General features: G+C 40.4%; 11 protein-coding genes. 5 read left to right on the forward strand and 6 right to left on the reverse strand.

Going from position 1 to position 18,319, the window contains the following annotated elements; genetic code table 11:
- Positions 1-2: 2 nt before the first annotated feature.
- The gene (locus HMPREF0766_RS18935; protein WP_236590596.1) at positions 3-1,763 is read right to left on the reverse strand and encodes a DUF1800 domain-containing protein; all 1,761 of its coding nucleotides are present in this window, start codon (positions 1,761-1,763) and stop codon (positions 3-5) included.
- Positions 1,764-1,989: 226 nt separating this feature from the next.
- On the opposite strand from HMPREF0766_RS18935, the gene HMPREF0766_RS18940 reads away from it, so the two are divergent.
- Positions 1,990-3,645: an amidohydrolase gene (locus HMPREF0766_RS18940; protein ID WP_003000886.1), complete on the forward strand. Its 1,656-nt coding sequence runs from the start codon at positions 1,990-1,992 to the stop codon at positions 3,643-3,645.
- A gap of 56 nt (positions 3,646-3,701) precedes the next feature.
- On the opposite strand, the gene HMPREF0766_RS18945 is transcribed toward HMPREF0766_RS18940, so the two are convergent.
- The 3 genes from HMPREF0766_RS18945 to HMPREF0766_RS18955 all read right to left on the reverse strand — a co-directional run bounded on the left by HMPREF0766_RS18945 (position 3,702) and on the right by HMPREF0766_RS18955 (position 6,160).
- A complete protein-coding gene (locus tag HMPREF0766_RS18945) occupies positions 3,702-4,151 on the reverse strand; it encodes a hypothetical protein (protein WP_003000889.1) in 450 nt (149 codons plus the stop codon).
- Between the two features lie 89 nt (positions 4,152-4,240).
- Entirely contained in the window at positions 4,241-5,470 is a 1,230-nt protein-coding gene (locus HMPREF0766_RS18950; RefSeq protein ID WP_003000892.1) for a hypothetical protein, read from the reverse strand.
- A 45-nt stretch (positions 5,471-5,515) separates the two neighbouring features.
- A complete protein-coding gene (locus HMPREF0766_RS18955; protein ID WP_003000896.1) occupies positions 5,516-6,160 on the reverse strand; it encodes a peptidylprolyl isomerase in 645 nt (214 codons plus the stop codon).
- A gap of 164 nt (positions 6,161-6,324) precedes the next feature.
- On the opposite strand from HMPREF0766_RS18955, the gene HMPREF0766_RS21975 reads away from it, so the two are divergent.
- Both HMPREF0766_RS21975 and HMPREF0766_RS18965 read left to right on the forward strand, forming a co-directional pair.
- Entirely contained in the window at positions 6,325-7,224 is a 900-nt protein-coding gene (locus tag HMPREF0766_RS21975) for a GLPGLI family protein (RefSeq protein WP_003000899.1), read from the forward strand.
- Positions 7,225-9,891: a peptidase associated/transthyretin-like domain-containing protein gene (locus tag HMPREF0766_RS18965; RefSeq protein WP_003000902.1), complete on the forward strand. Its 2,667-nt coding sequence runs from the start codon at positions 7,225-7,227 to the stop codon at positions 9,889-9,891.
- A gap of 84 nt (positions 9,892-9,975) precedes the next feature.
- On the opposite strand, the gene lipA is transcribed toward HMPREF0766_RS18965, so the two are convergent.
- Complete coding sequence (lipA, locus tag HMPREF0766_RS18970; RefSeq protein ID WP_003000906.1) at positions 9,976-10,857, reverse strand: lipoyl synthase; 882 nt, start codon at positions 10,855-10,857, stop codon at positions 9,976-9,978.
- A 158-nt stretch (positions 10,858-11,015) separates the two neighbouring features.
- On the opposite strand from lipA, the gene HMPREF0766_RS18975 reads away from it, so the two are divergent.
- Complete coding sequence (locus tag HMPREF0766_RS18975) at positions 11,016-13,271, forward strand: glycoside hydrolase family 20 protein (RefSeq protein WP_003000911.1); 2,256 nt, start codon at positions 11,016-11,018, stop codon at positions 13,269-13,271.
- A gap of 204 nt (positions 13,272-13,475) precedes the next feature.
- A complete protein-coding gene (gene carB, locus HMPREF0766_RS18980; protein ID WP_003000913.1) occupies positions 13,476-16,292 on the forward strand; it encodes a carbamoyl-phosphate synthase large subunit in 2,817 nt (938 codons plus the stop codon).
- Between the two features lie 112 nt (positions 16,293-16,404).
- Here the strand turns inward: carB and HMPREF0766_RS18985 are convergent, their stop codons facing one another.
- Positions 16,405-17,496, reverse strand: coding sequence for a formylglycine-generating enzyme family protein (locus tag HMPREF0766_RS18985; protein WP_003000916.1), 1,092 nt, complete (start codon positions 17,494-17,496; stop codon positions 16,405-16,407).
- Between the last annotated feature and the right edge of the window lie 823 nt (positions 17,497-18,319).

Here is an 18,319-nt window from a genome sequence, read left to right on the forward strand (position 1 = left end):
TATTATCGCCGCTGAAACTCCGGAGAACCTATAATGAGTCCTACAATTTGTGCCAGCATAGCATTGGTCTGATTCTTACTCTTTGTACTTATCTTCTGTTCCTGTGCACGATCATCCTGCATCATGCTTTTGTCTCTGTTTTTCTGCGAGGCTGCTGATACTTTCTCTTGCAGATCCTGTTGTGTCAGTCTCTTTTTCAGCACATCTATATCCACCTCCGGCAAAAGCTTACGACCAAATACTTCCAGTGCCTGTTCAGCACTTTCTGGTTCTCTGCCACCAGTCACCCGCATCAGATCAACTTCTACGCCTGAATTATTTTCCGAAGTAAAAGATAGTCCGAAATTCATTCTGTTCAATAAAGACCCTGTATTTATCCAATAATCTGATTTGTCCGGAAAACCTGTAGGAGCGATATAATGATACTTCTGTTCTCCCATTCGGGTTACCCAGTTATTAAGCTTGACAGGATTGTTCACATCTGCATCCAATCCCCTGACGGCACTGATTGCCAACTCAAAAGGGGTTTTTATTTTCTGATCAATCGTTTTCTTATCCCAAAATTCGGGAGAATACACCATCATTGTCAATACAACTGAAATATCGCCGTTATTTTTTAGAAAAGCATCTTTCATACGGTTTACCAATACCGGAGAAGGATTATCGGATACAAACCGAACAGCAAGTTTATGAACGATAAATTCTGCTGTCTGTGGTTTTGACGCCAGCATTTTTAATAATTCCACACCCTCTTCATACCCCTTATTGCTGAAGGTATGGGCTAATACTGTTTTTGTTCCTTTATCGTGGCGGTTAGCCAGGAACAAAAAATCACCATCCGTTACATTATTCTTATTGTTAGCGATATTCTCCTTCTGTACATTTCCATAGCCTTGCATCGGATAGATGGTCCAGCCTGTGAGGACACGAGCCGCTTCTGTCACATCTTTTTGTGTATATCCTCCATCTACACCCAACGTATGCAGTTCCATCAGTTCACGTGCATAATTTTCATTTAGTCCCTTTTTTCCCTTGCTTTTGGGATTATCGGCAACACTTGAAAAATTGTCCAGATACATCAGCATAGCCGGAGCTTTAGCTGTTGCCAGAAGCAGATCCTCAAAATCTCCTAAAGCATTGGGTCTGATGACATAAGCCTCATAATTGGGTATAAACGGAGCCGCCTGCCCTTTAGTAAAAGATACATTAAAGTGATTAAACCAGAAATCGGTCATTACTTCGCGAAGCTGATTCTGACTATATACAGCTCGTACTATTTTAGAAGCCAGAAACTGACGATTTAATTCGTTTTCAGGTCTGTAACCTTTGACTTCCATAAATTTTCGAATCGCTTCTTTATAAGAATGCTTGCTGTTATCAATAGAATCCTTTGAAATAAAGCCTTCCTTGACAGCTTGTCTGCGGACGCGGGCTGAGCGCGGATAGAGGGAATCAATTGCGCGATTGCTCAATAATACATCTGCATAATTACTCATCAGGTTATTTAGCCGTTCGTCCTTGATATTGCCCTCCAGCTGTTGTCTAAACCATTTTTCCAATCCCTGCTTTTCTACTTTTTCGATCTGTTGCTCATCAAAACCATAGGTAAAACGGCTAAGCAGATGTACAATGGCCTCCTTTTCAGTGAGTCCCTGTTGTTTGTATGGAAAACTGCCTTTGACTTTCACTTCCTGGCTGTAGCCTGTCAGAAGAAAAGAAAGAGAAATAAACAGAACTACAGCAATTCTTATCATAACTTTCATAGGAGGCATTTTTTAACTGTATAAATTTACAACTTGATCCTAACATTTATGTATTAAGAAATCATTAAAGGCCAACCGTTTATACAGACGCCGGTGCTTATCATAGACAACGTTTTTTCGAAAAGGTTTAGTGTGTTTTAAAGCTATATCTTTAAAAAGAAAGGACTTTTAATTGAAATAAAACAGCATTCACATCGTATTGTATCCCAATGATTTGTATTTTAGTATGATCAATCCTTATGATATGCGAAGCATTTACCTTAATTGTGTCTTTAGTTTATTCCTTCTATTCGGTTGCAAACCGACCAAACAGGTCGATCTGATTGTATACAATGCCCGGGTCTACACAGTGGATTCAGCATTTACGGCTGCAGAAGCCTTTGCCGTAAAAGACGGCAAGTTTGTGTCAATAGGATCAGGTACAGCTATCCGGCAGCAGTATACTGCAGAAGAGGAGATCAATGCAAACGGCAAAGCCATTTATCCCGGATTTTACGATGCACATGCTCACTCTTTCCTACTCGGTGAATTATTGGATCAGGTAGATCTGATGGGTAGTAAATCATTTGAGGAAGTGATAACACGGCTACAGGCTTATCATAAGGCACGCCCCGAAAAAAAATGGATTATCGGAGGAGGATGGGATCAAAATCTCTGGAAGGACAAGAAATTTCCGACAAAAGAACTGTTAGACAAAGCGTTTCCTGATATTCCTGTATACCTCTCCCGCGTAGATTATCATGCGGCTGTTGTTAACTCAGAGGCACTTCGCATTGCAAAAGTCACCCATGTACGCACTATCGAAGGAGGACTTATAGGCGGAGAAAACGGCATTCCGAATGGTATACTGATCGATAATGCTATGGACCTGGTCAGTCATCAGATCCCGGAAGCGGAAGAATCTGCAGTCCTTCGAACACTGAAGGTCGCTCAGGATTCACTCTTGTCTGTAGGGCTGACTACTATCGTAGATGCCGGGCTCACGCATATGCAATTAGAAATGCTAAAGAATTTCTACAAAAGGGATGAATTAAAAATCAGAGACTATGCTATGATAGCCACCAATCCGGAGAATGTAAGTCACTATCTGAAAGAAGGCGTATATGATACAGATAGACTCACAATCCGTTCTTTTAAGTTATTGGCAGACGGGGCATTAGGATCCAGAGGTGCCTGTCTTCTGGAACATTACCATGACGCTCCGACAAAAGGATTTCTGTTACATAGCCCTGCGGCATTTGACACCGTGATCAGGCAATTAGCAAACAGTCCTTTTCAGGTCAACACACATTCTATAGGAGATTCGGCTAACCGGATTATATTAGATGCTTACGGAAAATATTTAAAAGACAATATCAACCGTCGCTGGCGCATAGAGCATGCACAGATCATTGCACCCGGAGATTTTCACAAATTCAGACAATTCCATATTATTCCCTCCGTACAGCCCACTCATGCTACCTCGGATATGTACTGGGCCAAGGATCGTTTAGGAGAGGAAAGGCTCAAAGGAGCATACGCTTACAAAAATCTCTTGGAAGAGTACGGCATGCTGGCTTTGGGAAGTGATTTCCCTGTTGAACATTTTAATCCGCTTTATGGATTTCATGCTGCTGTGGCACGTGTGGATGCTCAGGGCTTTCCGCAGGGAGGATTTCAAATGGAAAATGCCATCAGCCGCGAGCAGGCCTTACGTGGTATGACCATCTGGGCTGCTTATTCCTGCTTTCAGGAAAAACAACGCGGAAGTATAGAAAAAGGAAAGGATGCTGATTTTGTTATTCTGGATAAAGATATTATGCAGATTCCTAATCAGGAACTCAGAGGCACAAAGATTATACGGACTGTGATTGCAGGCGAGAGCGTATTCATACGGAAATAACTATTCAAAAAAAATACGGCATCATTAGATGCCGTATTTTCCAATATTATATCAGCTTATTTTTGGCTGATATATGTTTTGTTTCCATTACTATTGATGTAGTATTTACCTCCTTTAGGACCTACATACACCTGATGACCATTATATTTTTCACCGCTCAATTTATCTGTTGAGGAAACAGTTTCCTTTTTAGCGGCTGCTACTTCTTTTTTAGCTTTTGTGGTAGCCTTCTTCGTTGTAGACTCTTCAGCTTTCACAGCTTTAGTCTTTTCTTTTGCCGGTTCTTTCTTTGCTGTTTCGGTCACCTTTTTTGCGGCTTCCTTTTCCTTTGTTGCTGTCTGTTTTGTTTTTTCTTTTGATTTATCTGAAGCAGATTTTATCTTTTGCTCAGATTTTTTTACCGCTTTCTCGGGGGTAGTCTGTTGTGCCTGACTTGTTGCAATTCCAAACACGGAAACCATAGCAGCAACGGCTGCCATTTTTTTGAAATAATTTGAGAGATTCATAACTCTAATTTTTAAGAATTAAACTGAAATAATCCGGTCAAAACAAATGCCACACACAGCTCCCCGACCACTGAAAAACAGGCAATTAACTAAACTTTAACATTAGATTCTTTGTACTGCCTTTTTGGAATAAAAGAAAAAATAAAAAGTAGTAAAACAGCGACACAAAGGACAATGCTGGCACCGAAAAGGAGGAAAGGATAATAGGGAACCAAAGGCCAGCCCATATAAATACTTAAACCCTGCAACAGCAATAGTATTTCTGTTAAGGTAAAGCCTATAATAAGCAGATAACTTGAAAATCTGATGCCATATGAAGAAATATTCAACCAGCCGGATCTCATTGCGAATAACAACAGACTTCCGCTGATCGTCCCTAACATCAGAAGGTGTATAAAACCTACAACCAGATGTCTTATATAATGTACAGCCTCCATCATTGGAGGGTACAACAACAGCAAAGGAATGATGATTTTTATGAAAAGTGTCAGCCCGCTATAACTAAAAAGAATACGCTCAGTGGCTGAATATGTTTTCAAAATTCCATGCACCTGAAAACGTACCGAACGATAGAGAATTACAAATGCGGCTAATTGTGTCAATATCCCGGCGGCATGCACCCAATACAACAGCGGATTTTTGAGATACCAACTCAGTGGCAAAGCAAAGGTGAGCACGACAGACAAGAGCAACAGTATATAAAAAACTTTCCAATCCTTTGCCTGAAACGCTATCCTGAAGAAGTAAAAAGCGATAGCCAATACAGCTATCACAAACCATCCGTTAAATTGAAAGTGTAGAAAAAATTGTATTGCGACCTGGAAGAATGCTGAAGTATTTCCCATTAATCCAACTGCTGGTCCCAGACACCATACGCCCAATGTGGATATCAGCATAAATCCCAATGCCGTCTTCAACAGCGTTGATCCGGGATTATGTTCTCTTTTTCGAAATTTCCAGATCAGATACACAAATGTATAGCTGCATAACAGGTGTAAAGTAGAAAAAATGATAGAATAGACAGCATATCCCTGAACAGGAAAGAATATAAACATTCCAATTACAGCAATCTGGGATACAATGAACAGTATCTTAAAGTATTTTTCAGACTGTTTACTTTGTTCTGCAAAACGATCATAAATCAATGCAGTCAAAGCAAGGTAAATCCAACCCAGCATAGCACCATGAGAATGTCCGTGTAGAAGAAACTTAAAATTGATATTGCCAATCGTATAGACCCCGGCATATCGCAACAGCAGCCCCATGTATGCGGCAATTGCAAAATTAAAAAGACTAATCTGAAACCATTTTCCGGGCATGGACACAGGTAAATACTTTTGCGATTAATAAATTCAGTATAACCGTTATTCGATTACAGTAAGGGAAAATGTAACTTTATCTACAGGCAGATCGGCAGAAGAGGTTTTAACTTTACTGATCTTCAGAATTACATCCAGACCTTCATATATTTCACCAAATACGGTATAATCATGATCGAGTCTCGGCTGCCCACCATTTTTGAGGTATTCTTCACGTTGTTCTTTGCTATATACAATCCCCTTTTTCTTCTCCAATGCATCAAGATCCTGAACAGTTACTTTTTTACCCACAACAAAATAGAGCTGATTCAGAAAAGAAGATTTGGTAGGATTATCGTCCCGGCCTGCTCCCAATGCACCTATTTTATGAAATGCACGTGTATCAAATTCAGGCGCAAGACGAACAGGTGGTTTTGAAGGAGATTTGGCTTCTTCTGAAAGAATATCTTCGTCAAGCTCTCCGCCCTGCACAACAAAATCTGAAATTACACGATTAAACTGTGCGTTTGTATAGACTCCGCTTTGTATAGCATCAAGAAGAAGTTGCTGGTGATGTGCTGTATAGTCATATAACAATACCTTAAAATCTCCGTAATTTGTATGCACCAATATCCTTTTGGACTGTGCCTGACTGATGGAGAAGAAACACAGGAAAAGAAGAACAGCAAAGCTTATTTTAAATTTTATCATGGAGCTTGTTTATTAATTCATTCAAATATATCCAACATCTGCAGACTATCCAATAGCAATCAATGCTTACTCCTACAGATACTTCCTGAACAAAAAGAAGAAGAAATTCAAAATAATTTCTTAATTACGATAATTTCGTATATTTACGATATAAATGTAATATTATGAAAAAATCATATTTATTTTTGATCGGGTTATTCCTATTAAGCTCTGCCCGTGCACAGCAGACAGAACCTGCGCTAGCAAAAGCGCATTATCTTTTTAAACACGTCAATGACACCAGCAACCGGGAACAGTTTCGGCGGGATGAAATGGTATTATATCTGGGCAAGAATTCGAGTTACTTTACCTCTTATTCTTCAAACCGGGCACAGGAAGATATAAAAAAACAAATGGACAATCCTGCATTTGACGGTAATCTGAAAATTGTAAGGAATACCTCTCCGACACAGGAATCTTACTATTGCCGTCCTCATGAGCACAAGCTCACAGAGCTTAAGGATGTCGCCGGTGACAAATTTCTGGTGGATACACAATGGCCCGAACTGGATTGGAATATAGGGGAAGAAACACGGAAGATAGGCGGTTACAAGACTCAGAAAGCGCAGACTAATTACAAAGGCAGAAACTATACAGCCTGGTTCACAACGGAATTACCATTTCCATTCGGACCCTGGAAATTACAGGGATTACCCGGACTTATTCTGGAAGCTTATGACGATAAAAAGGAAGTCATATTTGAATATTCAGGCTTTGACAAACTGGACAATGGTCTCTTGAATGTAGAATTACCGGCAAATGCTGTTAAATCAAATCTCAAGGAAATTAAGAAAATTCAGGACGCCTTTCACGCTAATCCACAAGCTTATATACAGGCCAAACAGGCGCAAAGACAAAATGCTGCAGGTGTAAGTGTATCCGGCAACAGTATTTCCGTATCCGCCACAAGCGCCAAAGCATCCGGAGAAATGGATATGTCAAAAATAAAAAGTGTAAATGTTCAGCAGGACGATAATTATAAACCTTCTAAAATCACAAACAATCCTATCGAATTGATTCCGTAAATGAAAAAACTCATTCTTTTACTATTTCTATGGTTACTTCGTACAGGATGTTCGGCGCAGCAATATAAAGTGTCGGGAACAGTTACAGATGCAAACAGCAAACAAAAAATCCCGTATGCGAGCGTCAATCTGCTATCCGAAGAAAATAAGATAATCGCTTTTAAATCCACAAATGCAGAAGGCAGTTTTACGATCATAATGACACGGCCTCCGGAAGAGCTGATCATGGAAATAAATCACCTGGGTTATGAAAAGTTCAGACAGCAGCTTCATAAAGGAGCTGCTGACCTAATGGTTACCCTTATTCCCAAAATGCATTTACTGGAAGATGTGGAGGTCAGGAGCCGGCCACAAATCCGAAAATTAGGAGATACACTTTCCTATAATGTGGAATCCTTTGCGAAAGAAGAGGACCGGTCTATCGGAGATGTAATCAAACGTATACCGGGAATGGAAGTCAGTGAATCGGGGCAGATCAAATATCAGGGAAAAGCCATCTCCAACTTTTATATAGATGGCGATGATCTGCTGGATGACAGATATGCAATCGGGACACGCACCATTCCGTATAAAATGGTGCAGGATATTCAGGTTCTCAATAATCACGAGCATCTGAAAGTATTAAAAAACAAACGGTTTACAGATCAGGTTGCCATAAATCTATTGATAAAGGATGACGCCAGACTCAAACTAACCGGGCAGGCTAAGGTCGGCGGAGGCTTTCCAAAGCAGTATGATTCTGAATTAAACAGTATTCTGTTTAATAAGAAATATAAAATGCTGAATGTACTCAACGGCAACAATACCGGAAAAGATCTTACAGGAGATCTGGTCGGATATAATCAGGCGTCCATATTTTCAAAACTCGGAAATTCAAGTGTCAATAATTTATTGTCTCTTGGCACAATAGGTCCTCCTCCGATATCCAAACAGCAGTATTACTTTAATAATACCGGAGCATTAAATACCAATAATCTGTTTAATCTGAAAAATGATCTGCAGCTCAAATCAAACATTCAGGCATTGTACGATAAAGAAAGAAGATCTTTCAGAGGGCAGACGGCATATTATTCAGAAACCGGGACAGCATCTTTTGATGAGTCACAACATACAGAGACCGAAAAATTTATGAGTGCTATACGGCTTACACTCAGTAAAAATATAGAGAAAAAGTATATCAACAATACCCTGTCTTTTGAATATGAAAAACAGAATGGCATTGCTGCGTTACTAAGCAATGCACAGTCTATAGAACAGAACCGGCAGCATACTATACGGGGAATATCCAATCAGCTGAGTTTTGTTCCGGAATTTAAAAACAAACATATCGTAGAGTTTAACTGGTCGTTTAGTTATGGTAATAAACCCCAGTTTCTGAATATACAGCCGGGAATATTTCCGGATATATTAAATTCAGGTCAGAATTACAGTGCTACTCACCAAAAAGTCGAAGTCCCAACACTCTATAATACATTATCAGCAGGCTATCGGATCTCTAAATCTAAGATCCGTCAACTTTATGAAGCCGGAATTTCCAATGACAGGCAACACCTTCGTTCTGATCTTTTGCTCCGCCAAACAGAAACTGATGCTCTGCAATCCGGAGGACAACAGGGCAATGATATGACATGGCTCCGCAACAAATTTTATATCAATGCCCAATATGAATGGAAACAGAACCGGTTTGAGGCTATGCTTTCACTCCCGCTAGCCTATCAGATCACCTCTTTTGCTGATCCGGGGTTTGACCTGAAGAAAAACAGAAACGATGTGTTATTCAATCCTGTTTTTAAATTCAAAATGAAAGTCATGCAGGAAGATGAAATCAGCTTAAATTACAACTTCAGCAATTCTTTTGGCGGGATTACAAATGTATATCGGGGTTTGCTGGTCCGGAATTACCGGATGCTGAGTCAGAATCAATCCGAAATTAATGAAAGTCAGGGCCATAATATAGGATTGAATTACAACTTTAACAGGATTACAAAAATACTCTTTGTCAATGCCGGACTTAATTATAGTCAATCGGTATCCAATACCATTATTTCCTCAAGAGTCAGTAATAATATTACCGAAGAAATACTGGTACCTATGGATAATAAGATCCTTGCATACTCAGGTTATGTTGGATTTGATAAATACTTATTTCGTTTAGCAAGTACCGTCAAGCTCAAAGTATCATGGAATCTTTCTGATTATAATCAGCTTTTTAATGATGCACTTTTACCATTCCGGAATACCAGTTATGTGATTCAGCCTGGATTTGAAGCTAAGATATGGAAGAATTATAACCTGTCTTACTCCGGTACGATTAACTGGAATATCAGCAGACAAAGAGAGGCAGAAGATGGTTTCGACAGACAGGTTACCGGAATTACACAAGTGATAGGATTTCCTGTTCACCCTTTTAAAAATACCTACTTACGCTTCAGTATGCGACACCATTACACTCACCAACCTTTAATGAAAGACATCAACTATACATTTATAGATTTCTTTGCACGTTACCGCATTCAAAAGTGGAAAACAGACCTGGAATTGGATATGAGTAATCTCGCTAACATCAAAACATTTCAAACCTATACAGTGTCATCCAATATGTTATCCGATAACAGGTATGATCTGCGCGGCCGTATGGCAATAGTCAAAGTATTGTTCAATCTGTAGGAAGACTTTTATGGCCTTGTATAAAAATAAAATACCCTCCCGGTTTAAGGGTAGGGTATTTTCTTATATTTACAGATCAGGATCTTATTGCATATCAAATAAATGCTTTTCAGCATGGTATGATGAACGCACTAATGGTCCAGATTCTACGTATTTGAATCCCATTTTCAATCCGATCTCTTTGTATTTATCAAATTGTGCCGGAGTAATCCAATCGATAACCGGGTGATGTGCTTTTGTAGGTTGCAGGTATTGCCCCAGAGTAAGGATGTGAACACCTACATCATAAAGATCCTGCATAGCTTCGATTACATCTTCTTCAGTCTCTCCCAGTCCCAGCATGATACCTGATTTAGTCCGCAGACCTGCCTCAGATATGCGTCTCAGACATTCCAGCGAACGATCATATTTAGCCTGTATACGCACTTCTCTTGTCAGCCTGCGTACAGTTTCCAGGTTATGAGAAACAACCTCAGGACGTACAGCAAGTACACGGTCCAGATTGTCCCACTGGCCTTTGAAATCAGGAATTAAAGTTTCAAGTGTTGTTTCAGGACTTTCTCTGCGAATCGCATTGATAGTTTCAGCCCAGATTGTGGAACCTCCATCTTTCAGATCATCACGGTCTACAGAAGTAATAACACAATGTTTTACCTGCATAAGCTTTACCGAATCCGCTACACGATTAGGTTCATCCAGATCTGCCGGCAACGGTCGGCCCGTAGCAACAGCACAGAAAGAACATGATCGGGTACAGATATTTCCCAAAATCATAAAGGTCGCCGTTCCGGCTCCCCAACATTCACCCATATTAGGACAGTTACCACTTTCGCAGATCGTATGTAGTTTATGCTCATCAACAAGACTTCGTACATGTCTGTATTCTTTGCCCACAGGCAATTTTACACGTAACCAATCTGGTCTTCTCTGCGTCGGGGTTACCGGAATAACTGGAAGTTCAATCATAGCACAAAGTTAAGCAATATTCGGATAAATCAGAGATTTCAAATTGTTTGAATAATATCATAAAACAATTAGTCACTTTTACAGTTAATTATTTATGCGCAAAGTCGCTTTTTAGAACCTAATTTAAGATATTTGTAACAAAAAACGCTATCACTGACATGTTTCGAATTATCCTTAATACACTTCTTTTATTCTTTTTATTGCCACTGACAGGTTTAGCTCAAAACAAAACGCTAAACATTATTCCCAAACCCAATCGAATTACATATCATGTAGGCAGCTATACTATTCCGGGTCAACCTATTGTATATGTATCTCCTGAATTTGAGGAAGTAGCAGGTTTATTAGCAGAGCATCCTGCAATAAAAGGATTTACGATAGAAAAAATCAAAAAAATTAAGAAAACTCCTGAAAACGGAATCAGACTGATCCCCGGATTCAGTACAGATCAGATCGGGGACAACAGTTATCACATCGATATTGATAACAATGGAATTGTGCTGAAGGCCAGGACTCCTGCGATGATGATAAATGCCATCTACACCCTGATTCAAATGTCCTACCTTCAGGATCAGCCCGAAATCTTACCTGCCGTAGAGATCGAAGATAGTCCGCGGTTTGGATACAGAGGAATAATGCTTGATGTTTCACGTCATTTTATGCCGTTTGCATCTTTGAAGAAATTTGTAGATGTGATGGCCATTTATAAATTTAACCGCCTCCACTGGCATCTTACAGATGGAGCGGGCTGGAGATTAGAGATTCATAAGTATCCTGAATTGACACAAAAAGCGGCCTGGCGTACACATTCCAGCTGGAAAGAATGGTGGAATAACGGACGTCAGTATGTAGAACAAGGGACGCCAAATGCCAGCGGAGGGTATTATACCCAGGACCAGGCTCGTGAACTGGTAGCTTATGCTGCCCGTAAAGGCATTACTGTTATTCCGGAAATCGAAATGCCGGGGCACTCAGAAGAGGTTCTGGCGGTATTCCCGCAACTTTCATGTTCCGGCAAGCCTTACGCACAAGGAGAATTCTGCATAGGAAACGAAGAAACATTCACCTTCCTCAAAAATGTACTCGACGAAGTTATACAGATATTTCCCTCGACCTATATACACATCGGTGGTGATGAGGCAGCTAAAGAGCATTGGAAAAACTGCCCGAAAGATCAGGCACTCATGAAAAAAGAGGGATTAAAGAATGAGGAAGAACTTCAGAGTTATGCCATCAGACAGATGGATCAGTATCTGCAGTCGAAAGGCCGAAAGCTATTAGGATGGGATGAGATTCTGGAAGGAGGATTGAGTGAAGGGGCAACAGTAATGAGCTGGCGTGGAGAAGACGGAGGTATCAAAGCAGCAAATGCCGGCCATGATGTCATCATGACTCCGGGCGGTTACCTGTACTTCGACAGTTATCAGACAGATCCGCGTACACAGCCTGAGGCGATTGGTGGTTACCTGCCTATAGAAAAAGTCTACTCTTATGACCCTGTACCTACGGCTATCAGCAGCGATAAAGCAAAACATGTATTAGGTGCGCAAGCCAATCTGTGGGCGGAATACATGCCAACTTATCAGCATGTAGAATATATGGCATTTCCAAGAGCGCTGGCTCTTTCGGAAATTGTCTGGTCCAAAAAAGAAGATAAAAACTGGGAAGACTTCAAAGCAAGACTGCAAAATCATTATAAAATCCTGCAGCAACTGGAAGTAAACTATTACCGTCCTTCTTACAATGTGAGGTTTGATGTACAGTTTAACGACAAAAGGTACAGTAATCTGATCCGTATCAATACCGAACAGATCAATCCGGACATACATTATACGATCGACGGTTCGGTACCTACTGCCCATTCGACAACGTATACCCAACCGATTGATCTTACGATACCGACAACACTCACAGCAGCCATGTTTATCGATTCTGTCCGCGTAGGGCCTGTACAGAGTATAGAAGTAGATGTACATAAAGCAATCGGAAAAACTGTTATTTATCAAAATAGCTGGGATGGTTATCCGGCTCAGAAAGAGCTCACACTAACCAACGGTAAAAAAGGAGGACTAAGCTATGGCGACGGAGAATGGCAGGGTTTTACAAAAGATCTGGACATTACAGTAGATTTTGAACGGAGAGAGGAAATCAAAAGCGTAGCCATGAATTTTATGCAGGTTCCGGGACCGGGTGTCTATTTCCCTGGAGAATTTACCGTACTTATTTCTGATAACGGAAAAACTTTCCGGGAGATCGGAACCGTGAAAAATGATGTGGGAACGGATGATCCGAGGCTGAAATTTAAAAAATTTGAATTGAAATTGCCCAAAAGCCAGGCGGCCAGATTCGTCCGGATAAAAGCCCCTAACAGTATGAAAGGCTATCTTTTTACAGACGAAGTACTTATATATTAAATACAAAAAAGGATGGAAATAAATTTCCATCCTTTTTTGTATTTTGTATCAGGGAGTTAAACTTGAAAATAATTGAACTTTTTTAAAATATAAAATGTAACTTTGCACTCCGACAAAGCAGTCGGAATACTCCCTCTCTTCAGATAGCATTTTGATTGTTTTGCTCAAGATCGTTTTAGAAAACAATTTTTTTGAACTACAAAAATGCCAAGAAACACTTCCATCAAATCGGTTTTAATTATTGGATCAGGTCCTATCGTTATCGGTCAGGCTTGTGAGTTTGATTACTCAGGATCTCAAGCTGCTTTATCTTTGAAAGAAGAAGGTATTGAAGTCTCCATTATTAACTCCAATCCTGCTACAATCATGACAGACAAAGTCGTAGCAGACAATGTGTACTTGCTTCCTTTGACCTGCGAAAGCATCGAAGAAGTCCTTCAGAAACACAACATCGACGCTGTATTGCCGACTATGGGCGGACAGACAGCATTAAACCTATGTATCGAAGCTTCCGAGCGCGGTATCTGGGAAAAGTACGATATCAAAGTCATCGGTGTCGACGTTGCGGCAATTGAAAAAACTGAAAATCGTGAAGCTTTCCGTCAGTTGATGGTCGATATCGGTGTAGGTGTTGCCAAATCCAAAATTGCGAACTCATTCTTAGAAGGAAAAGAAGCAGCACAAGAAATTGGCTACCCGCTGGTTATCAGACCTTCTTACACACTTGCCGGTACCGGAGGTGGATTTGTTCACAAAAAAGAAGAATTTGATGCTGCCCTGAACAGAGGTCTTCATGCTTCTCCTACACATGAGGTATTGGTAGAACAAGCCGTATTAGGATGGAAAGAATTCGAATTAGAGTTACTTCGCGATGCAAACGATAATGTAATCATTATCTGTACAATCGAAAACTTTGATCCGATGGGTATCCACACAGGAGACTCTATCACTGTTGCTCCGGCTATGACACTGAGCGATCGTTGTTATCAGGATATGCGTAATCAGGCGATCAAAATGATGCGCTCCATCGGTAACTTCGCAGGAGGGTGTAACGTACAGTTCTCTGTAAATCCTGAAAATGAAGAAATCATAGCGATTGAAATCAATCCACGTGTATCACGCTCTTCGGCTCTGGCATCTAAAGCTACAGGATATCCTATTGCAAAGATTGCTGCTAAACTAGCGATCGGATATAATCTGGATGAGTTACAAAATCAAATTACACAAACAACTTCAGCGTACTTTGAACCTACATTAGATTATGTAATCGTTAAAGTACCTCGTTTCAACTTTGATAAATTCAAAGGAGCGAATAAAGAACTTGGTCTGCAAATGAAAGCAGTAGGTGAAGTAATGGCGATAGGCCGTACCTTTATCGAAGCTCTTCAAAAAGCAGCACAATCTCTTGAAACAAACCGCGCAGGACTTGGTGCAGATGGCAGACAAAGCCGCAATCTTGAGGAGATTATGGACAGTCTGGAACATCCGAGCGCAGACCGTTTGTTCCATATCAAAGATGCATTCGAATTAGGTGTGCCTTTAGAATCTATCCGCAAAGCAACCCTGATTGACAAATGGTTCCTTGTGCAGATTCAGGAATTAGTACAGCTGGAAGGTGAACTTCGCCGCTACCAGTTAAATAATATCCCTAAAGATTTCTTCATGACCCTGAAACAAAAAGGATATTCTGATATTCAGATCTCCTGGTTATTAGGAAATGTCACGGAAGATGAAGTATATGCACGTCGTAAAGAACTAGGCATTAAGAGGGTATATAAAATGGTGGATACCTGTGCGGCAGAATTCCCGGCACAGACTCCGTACTACTACTCTACTTTCGAAGAAGAAAACGAATCCATTATTTCGGATAAGAAAAAAATCGTTGTATTGGGTTCTGGCCCTAACCGCATCGGTCAGGGAATAGAATTCGATTACTCTTGTGTACACGGATTATTAGCGGCTAAAGAAGCTGGTTATGAAGCAATCATGGTTAACTGTAACCCTGAAACAGTTTCTACAGACTTCAATATGGCTGATAAATTATATTTCGAACCTGTTTTCTGGGAACATGTACGTGAAATCATTGAACTGGAAAAACCTGAAGGGGTGATCGTACAGTTAGGTGGTCAGACGGCATTGAAAATGGCAGAAAAATTAGAAGCTATCGGTGTCAGGATCATCGGTACTTCATTCCAGGATATGGATCTTGCTGAAGATCGTGGCCGTTTCTCAGATCTGTTAAAATCATTGGATATTCCTTACCCTAAATACGGAGTTGCTGAATCAGCAGAAGAAGCTATCGTCGTAGCTAATCAGGTAGGTTATCCGGTACTGGTACGTCCGTCTTATGTATTGGGAGGACAAGGAATGAGCATCGTTATCAATGATGAAGATCTTGAAAAAGCAGTCGTTAATCTGCTGAAAAACTTACCTGGAAACCGTGTACTGATTGACCACTTCCTGGATCGTGCCGAAGAAGCAGAATCAGATTCAATCTGTGACGGAGAAGATGTACACATTATCGGTATGATGGAACACATCGAACCTGCCGGAATTCACTCAGGAGACTCTTCTGCAGTATTACCTCCATTCAGTTTATCCCAGAATGTACAGGATAAAATGGAAGAATACTCGAAGAAATTAGCAAAAGCGTTGAATGTAAAAGGTTTATTAAACATACAGTTTGCTGTAAAAGACGAAAATGTATTTGTCATCGAAGCAAACCCGCGTGCATCACGTACAGTACCGTTTATCGCAAAAGCTTACGATGTACCGTATATCAATATTGCAACAAAAGTTATGCTGGGTGTAAACAAATTAAAAGACTTTACCATCACACGCAAACTGGAAGGATATGCAATTAAAGAACCGGTATTCTCTTTCTCTAAATTCCCGGAGGTAGATAAACAATTAGGCCCTGAGATGAAATCTACAGGTGAAGCAATCCGCTTCATAAAAGACCTGAATGATGCATACTTCAGAGAACTTTATGCTAAAAAATCAATGTTCTTAAGCAAATAAGAACAGGTATATAGACAAAAACAGGGTAGTTTGCATGAGCTACCCTGTTTTTTTATGCTTTAATTCCTAAAATCTACCTGTATTATAGCGGTCTTATACAGAGCTTTGAAACCTACTGTATATCTTTTACTAATCTGAATCCTACATTATTAGTAGGACTATTGACCTCTCCCTTACCTCTGCTGCCGGCTTTGTACCGCTCACAATACATATCATTACATAAAAAAGAACCGCCACGTTGTACACGTTTTACAGCTCCCGGTTCCTGAGGATCATAGGAATCTATGGGGCCGGTTGGATTACTCTCCGAACTGTTTTTATAATAATCCGGACGATAAAAATCAGAACACCATTCCCAGACGTTTCCCTCCATATCATACAGTCCAGAAGTATTAGCCGGATATGATTTTACAGGAGCGGCGCCCACATATCCGTCCTCACCGGTATCCTTTAGCGGAAATTCTCCCTGATAGATATTGGCAGCCCATTTCCCATTTTCCGTTTTTTCAGTACCCCAGTAATACTTCTCATTGTTATAATTAGCCGTTTTTGCCGCGTACTCCCATTCCGCTTCTGTTGGAAGACGTTTTCCCGCCCATTTGGCATAAGCTTCAGCGTCCTGATAAGCGATATGTACCACAGGATAGTTCTCCTTTCCCTTAATATTACTTTCAGGTCCCTCCGGATGCTTCCAGTTTGCCCCTACGACATAAGACCACCATTGCAGAGGATCATTCAATCCGCGGACTTCTTTAGGCGCATGGAATACAGCAGAACCTGGTTTCAGCATCTCCGGATCTACACCGGGAAAATCACGGGGATCCAACGGCCGTTCCGCCACGGTTAGATATCCGGTAGCCTGTACAAATTTGGCAAACTGCGCATTGGTGACTTCATGCTCATCCATCCAGAAAGATTTAATATTTACCTTATGAACTTGCTTCGCATCTTCAAAATCAGCTGATCCCATTTCATAGCTTCCCCCTTCTATTTTAACCATTTTTGCATTATCTGCACCCATTATGCTCATTATCTCAGCAGCGGTATCACTTACAGCCGAAAATCTGGAAGGAATACCTACAATACAATGCGGAGAATTATTCTCAAAGGAAAGTTTATCCACAGGTTTAGACTTACCTGTACAGGAGTAAACAAGCGGGCTTGCTATTAAAAAGATTAGTTGAATTCCGGCAGATAATTTCATTACTACAAAATACAGAATTATTTACGGAGATAACAGTAAATGCGCTCAAATTACTGAAAAATAAAGGGATCCCGAAGAATCCCTTTAAAATCACCTATTTTAAAACAAACTAAACAGTCAAATTATGAACGAATTTCCGAAAACATTGAAGGCTATGTTTATAATGGTTGTTCGTCTGTCATTTGCTTAATGACAATACAATTATACGTGACGGAAAATGAATTAAAAACAAAAAAATGTATGCAATCGTTTGACTAATCAGCACAATCGTTTGCATTAATTTCTATTATGTGTTTTACTTTACATTATATTCCATAACTCAGAAGGAGTATTTAAGCTATAAAGAGTAGAAAATTGCTGTAACTAAAAGATAACAGAGCTTATATGCTTAAAATAGCAATCTTCAACCTCTCTCCCGATACATCGGGATCTCTCCTTAGAAAGGAGAGAAGAATAGTTCGGTCAAACCGCTATCACTAACTCTGGCGCAAGCTTTAGCGCAGCGCTGCTTGTGCCTGGATCGTATTGCCGGTTGGGACAGCAGCAAATGCAGTTGACGCGTCTGTTGGTGTCCTCACCAACAGGATAGAAGTGGAATAGCCTAAAAAGTAACAGAACTGTATACTTAGAATATCGGTCTTTAACCTCTCTCCCGATAAACGGGATCTCTCCTTGAAAAGGAGAGAATTAATCTGGTTTAGTCGTTATTATTTATATGGCGCAAGCATGAGCGCAGCACTGCTTGTGCCTGTACTATCTTGGTACGAGCGGCACGCCCGCACCAGCTTTTTGCTCCTGACGCGTCTGTTGGTGTCCCCACCAA

It is taken from the genome of Sphingobacterium spiritivorum ATCC 33861, assembly GCF_000143765.1.
In the GTDB taxonomy this organism is placed as follows: domain Bacteria; phylum Bacteroidota; class Bacteroidia; order Sphingobacteriales; family Sphingobacteriaceae; genus Sphingobacterium; species Sphingobacterium spiritivorum.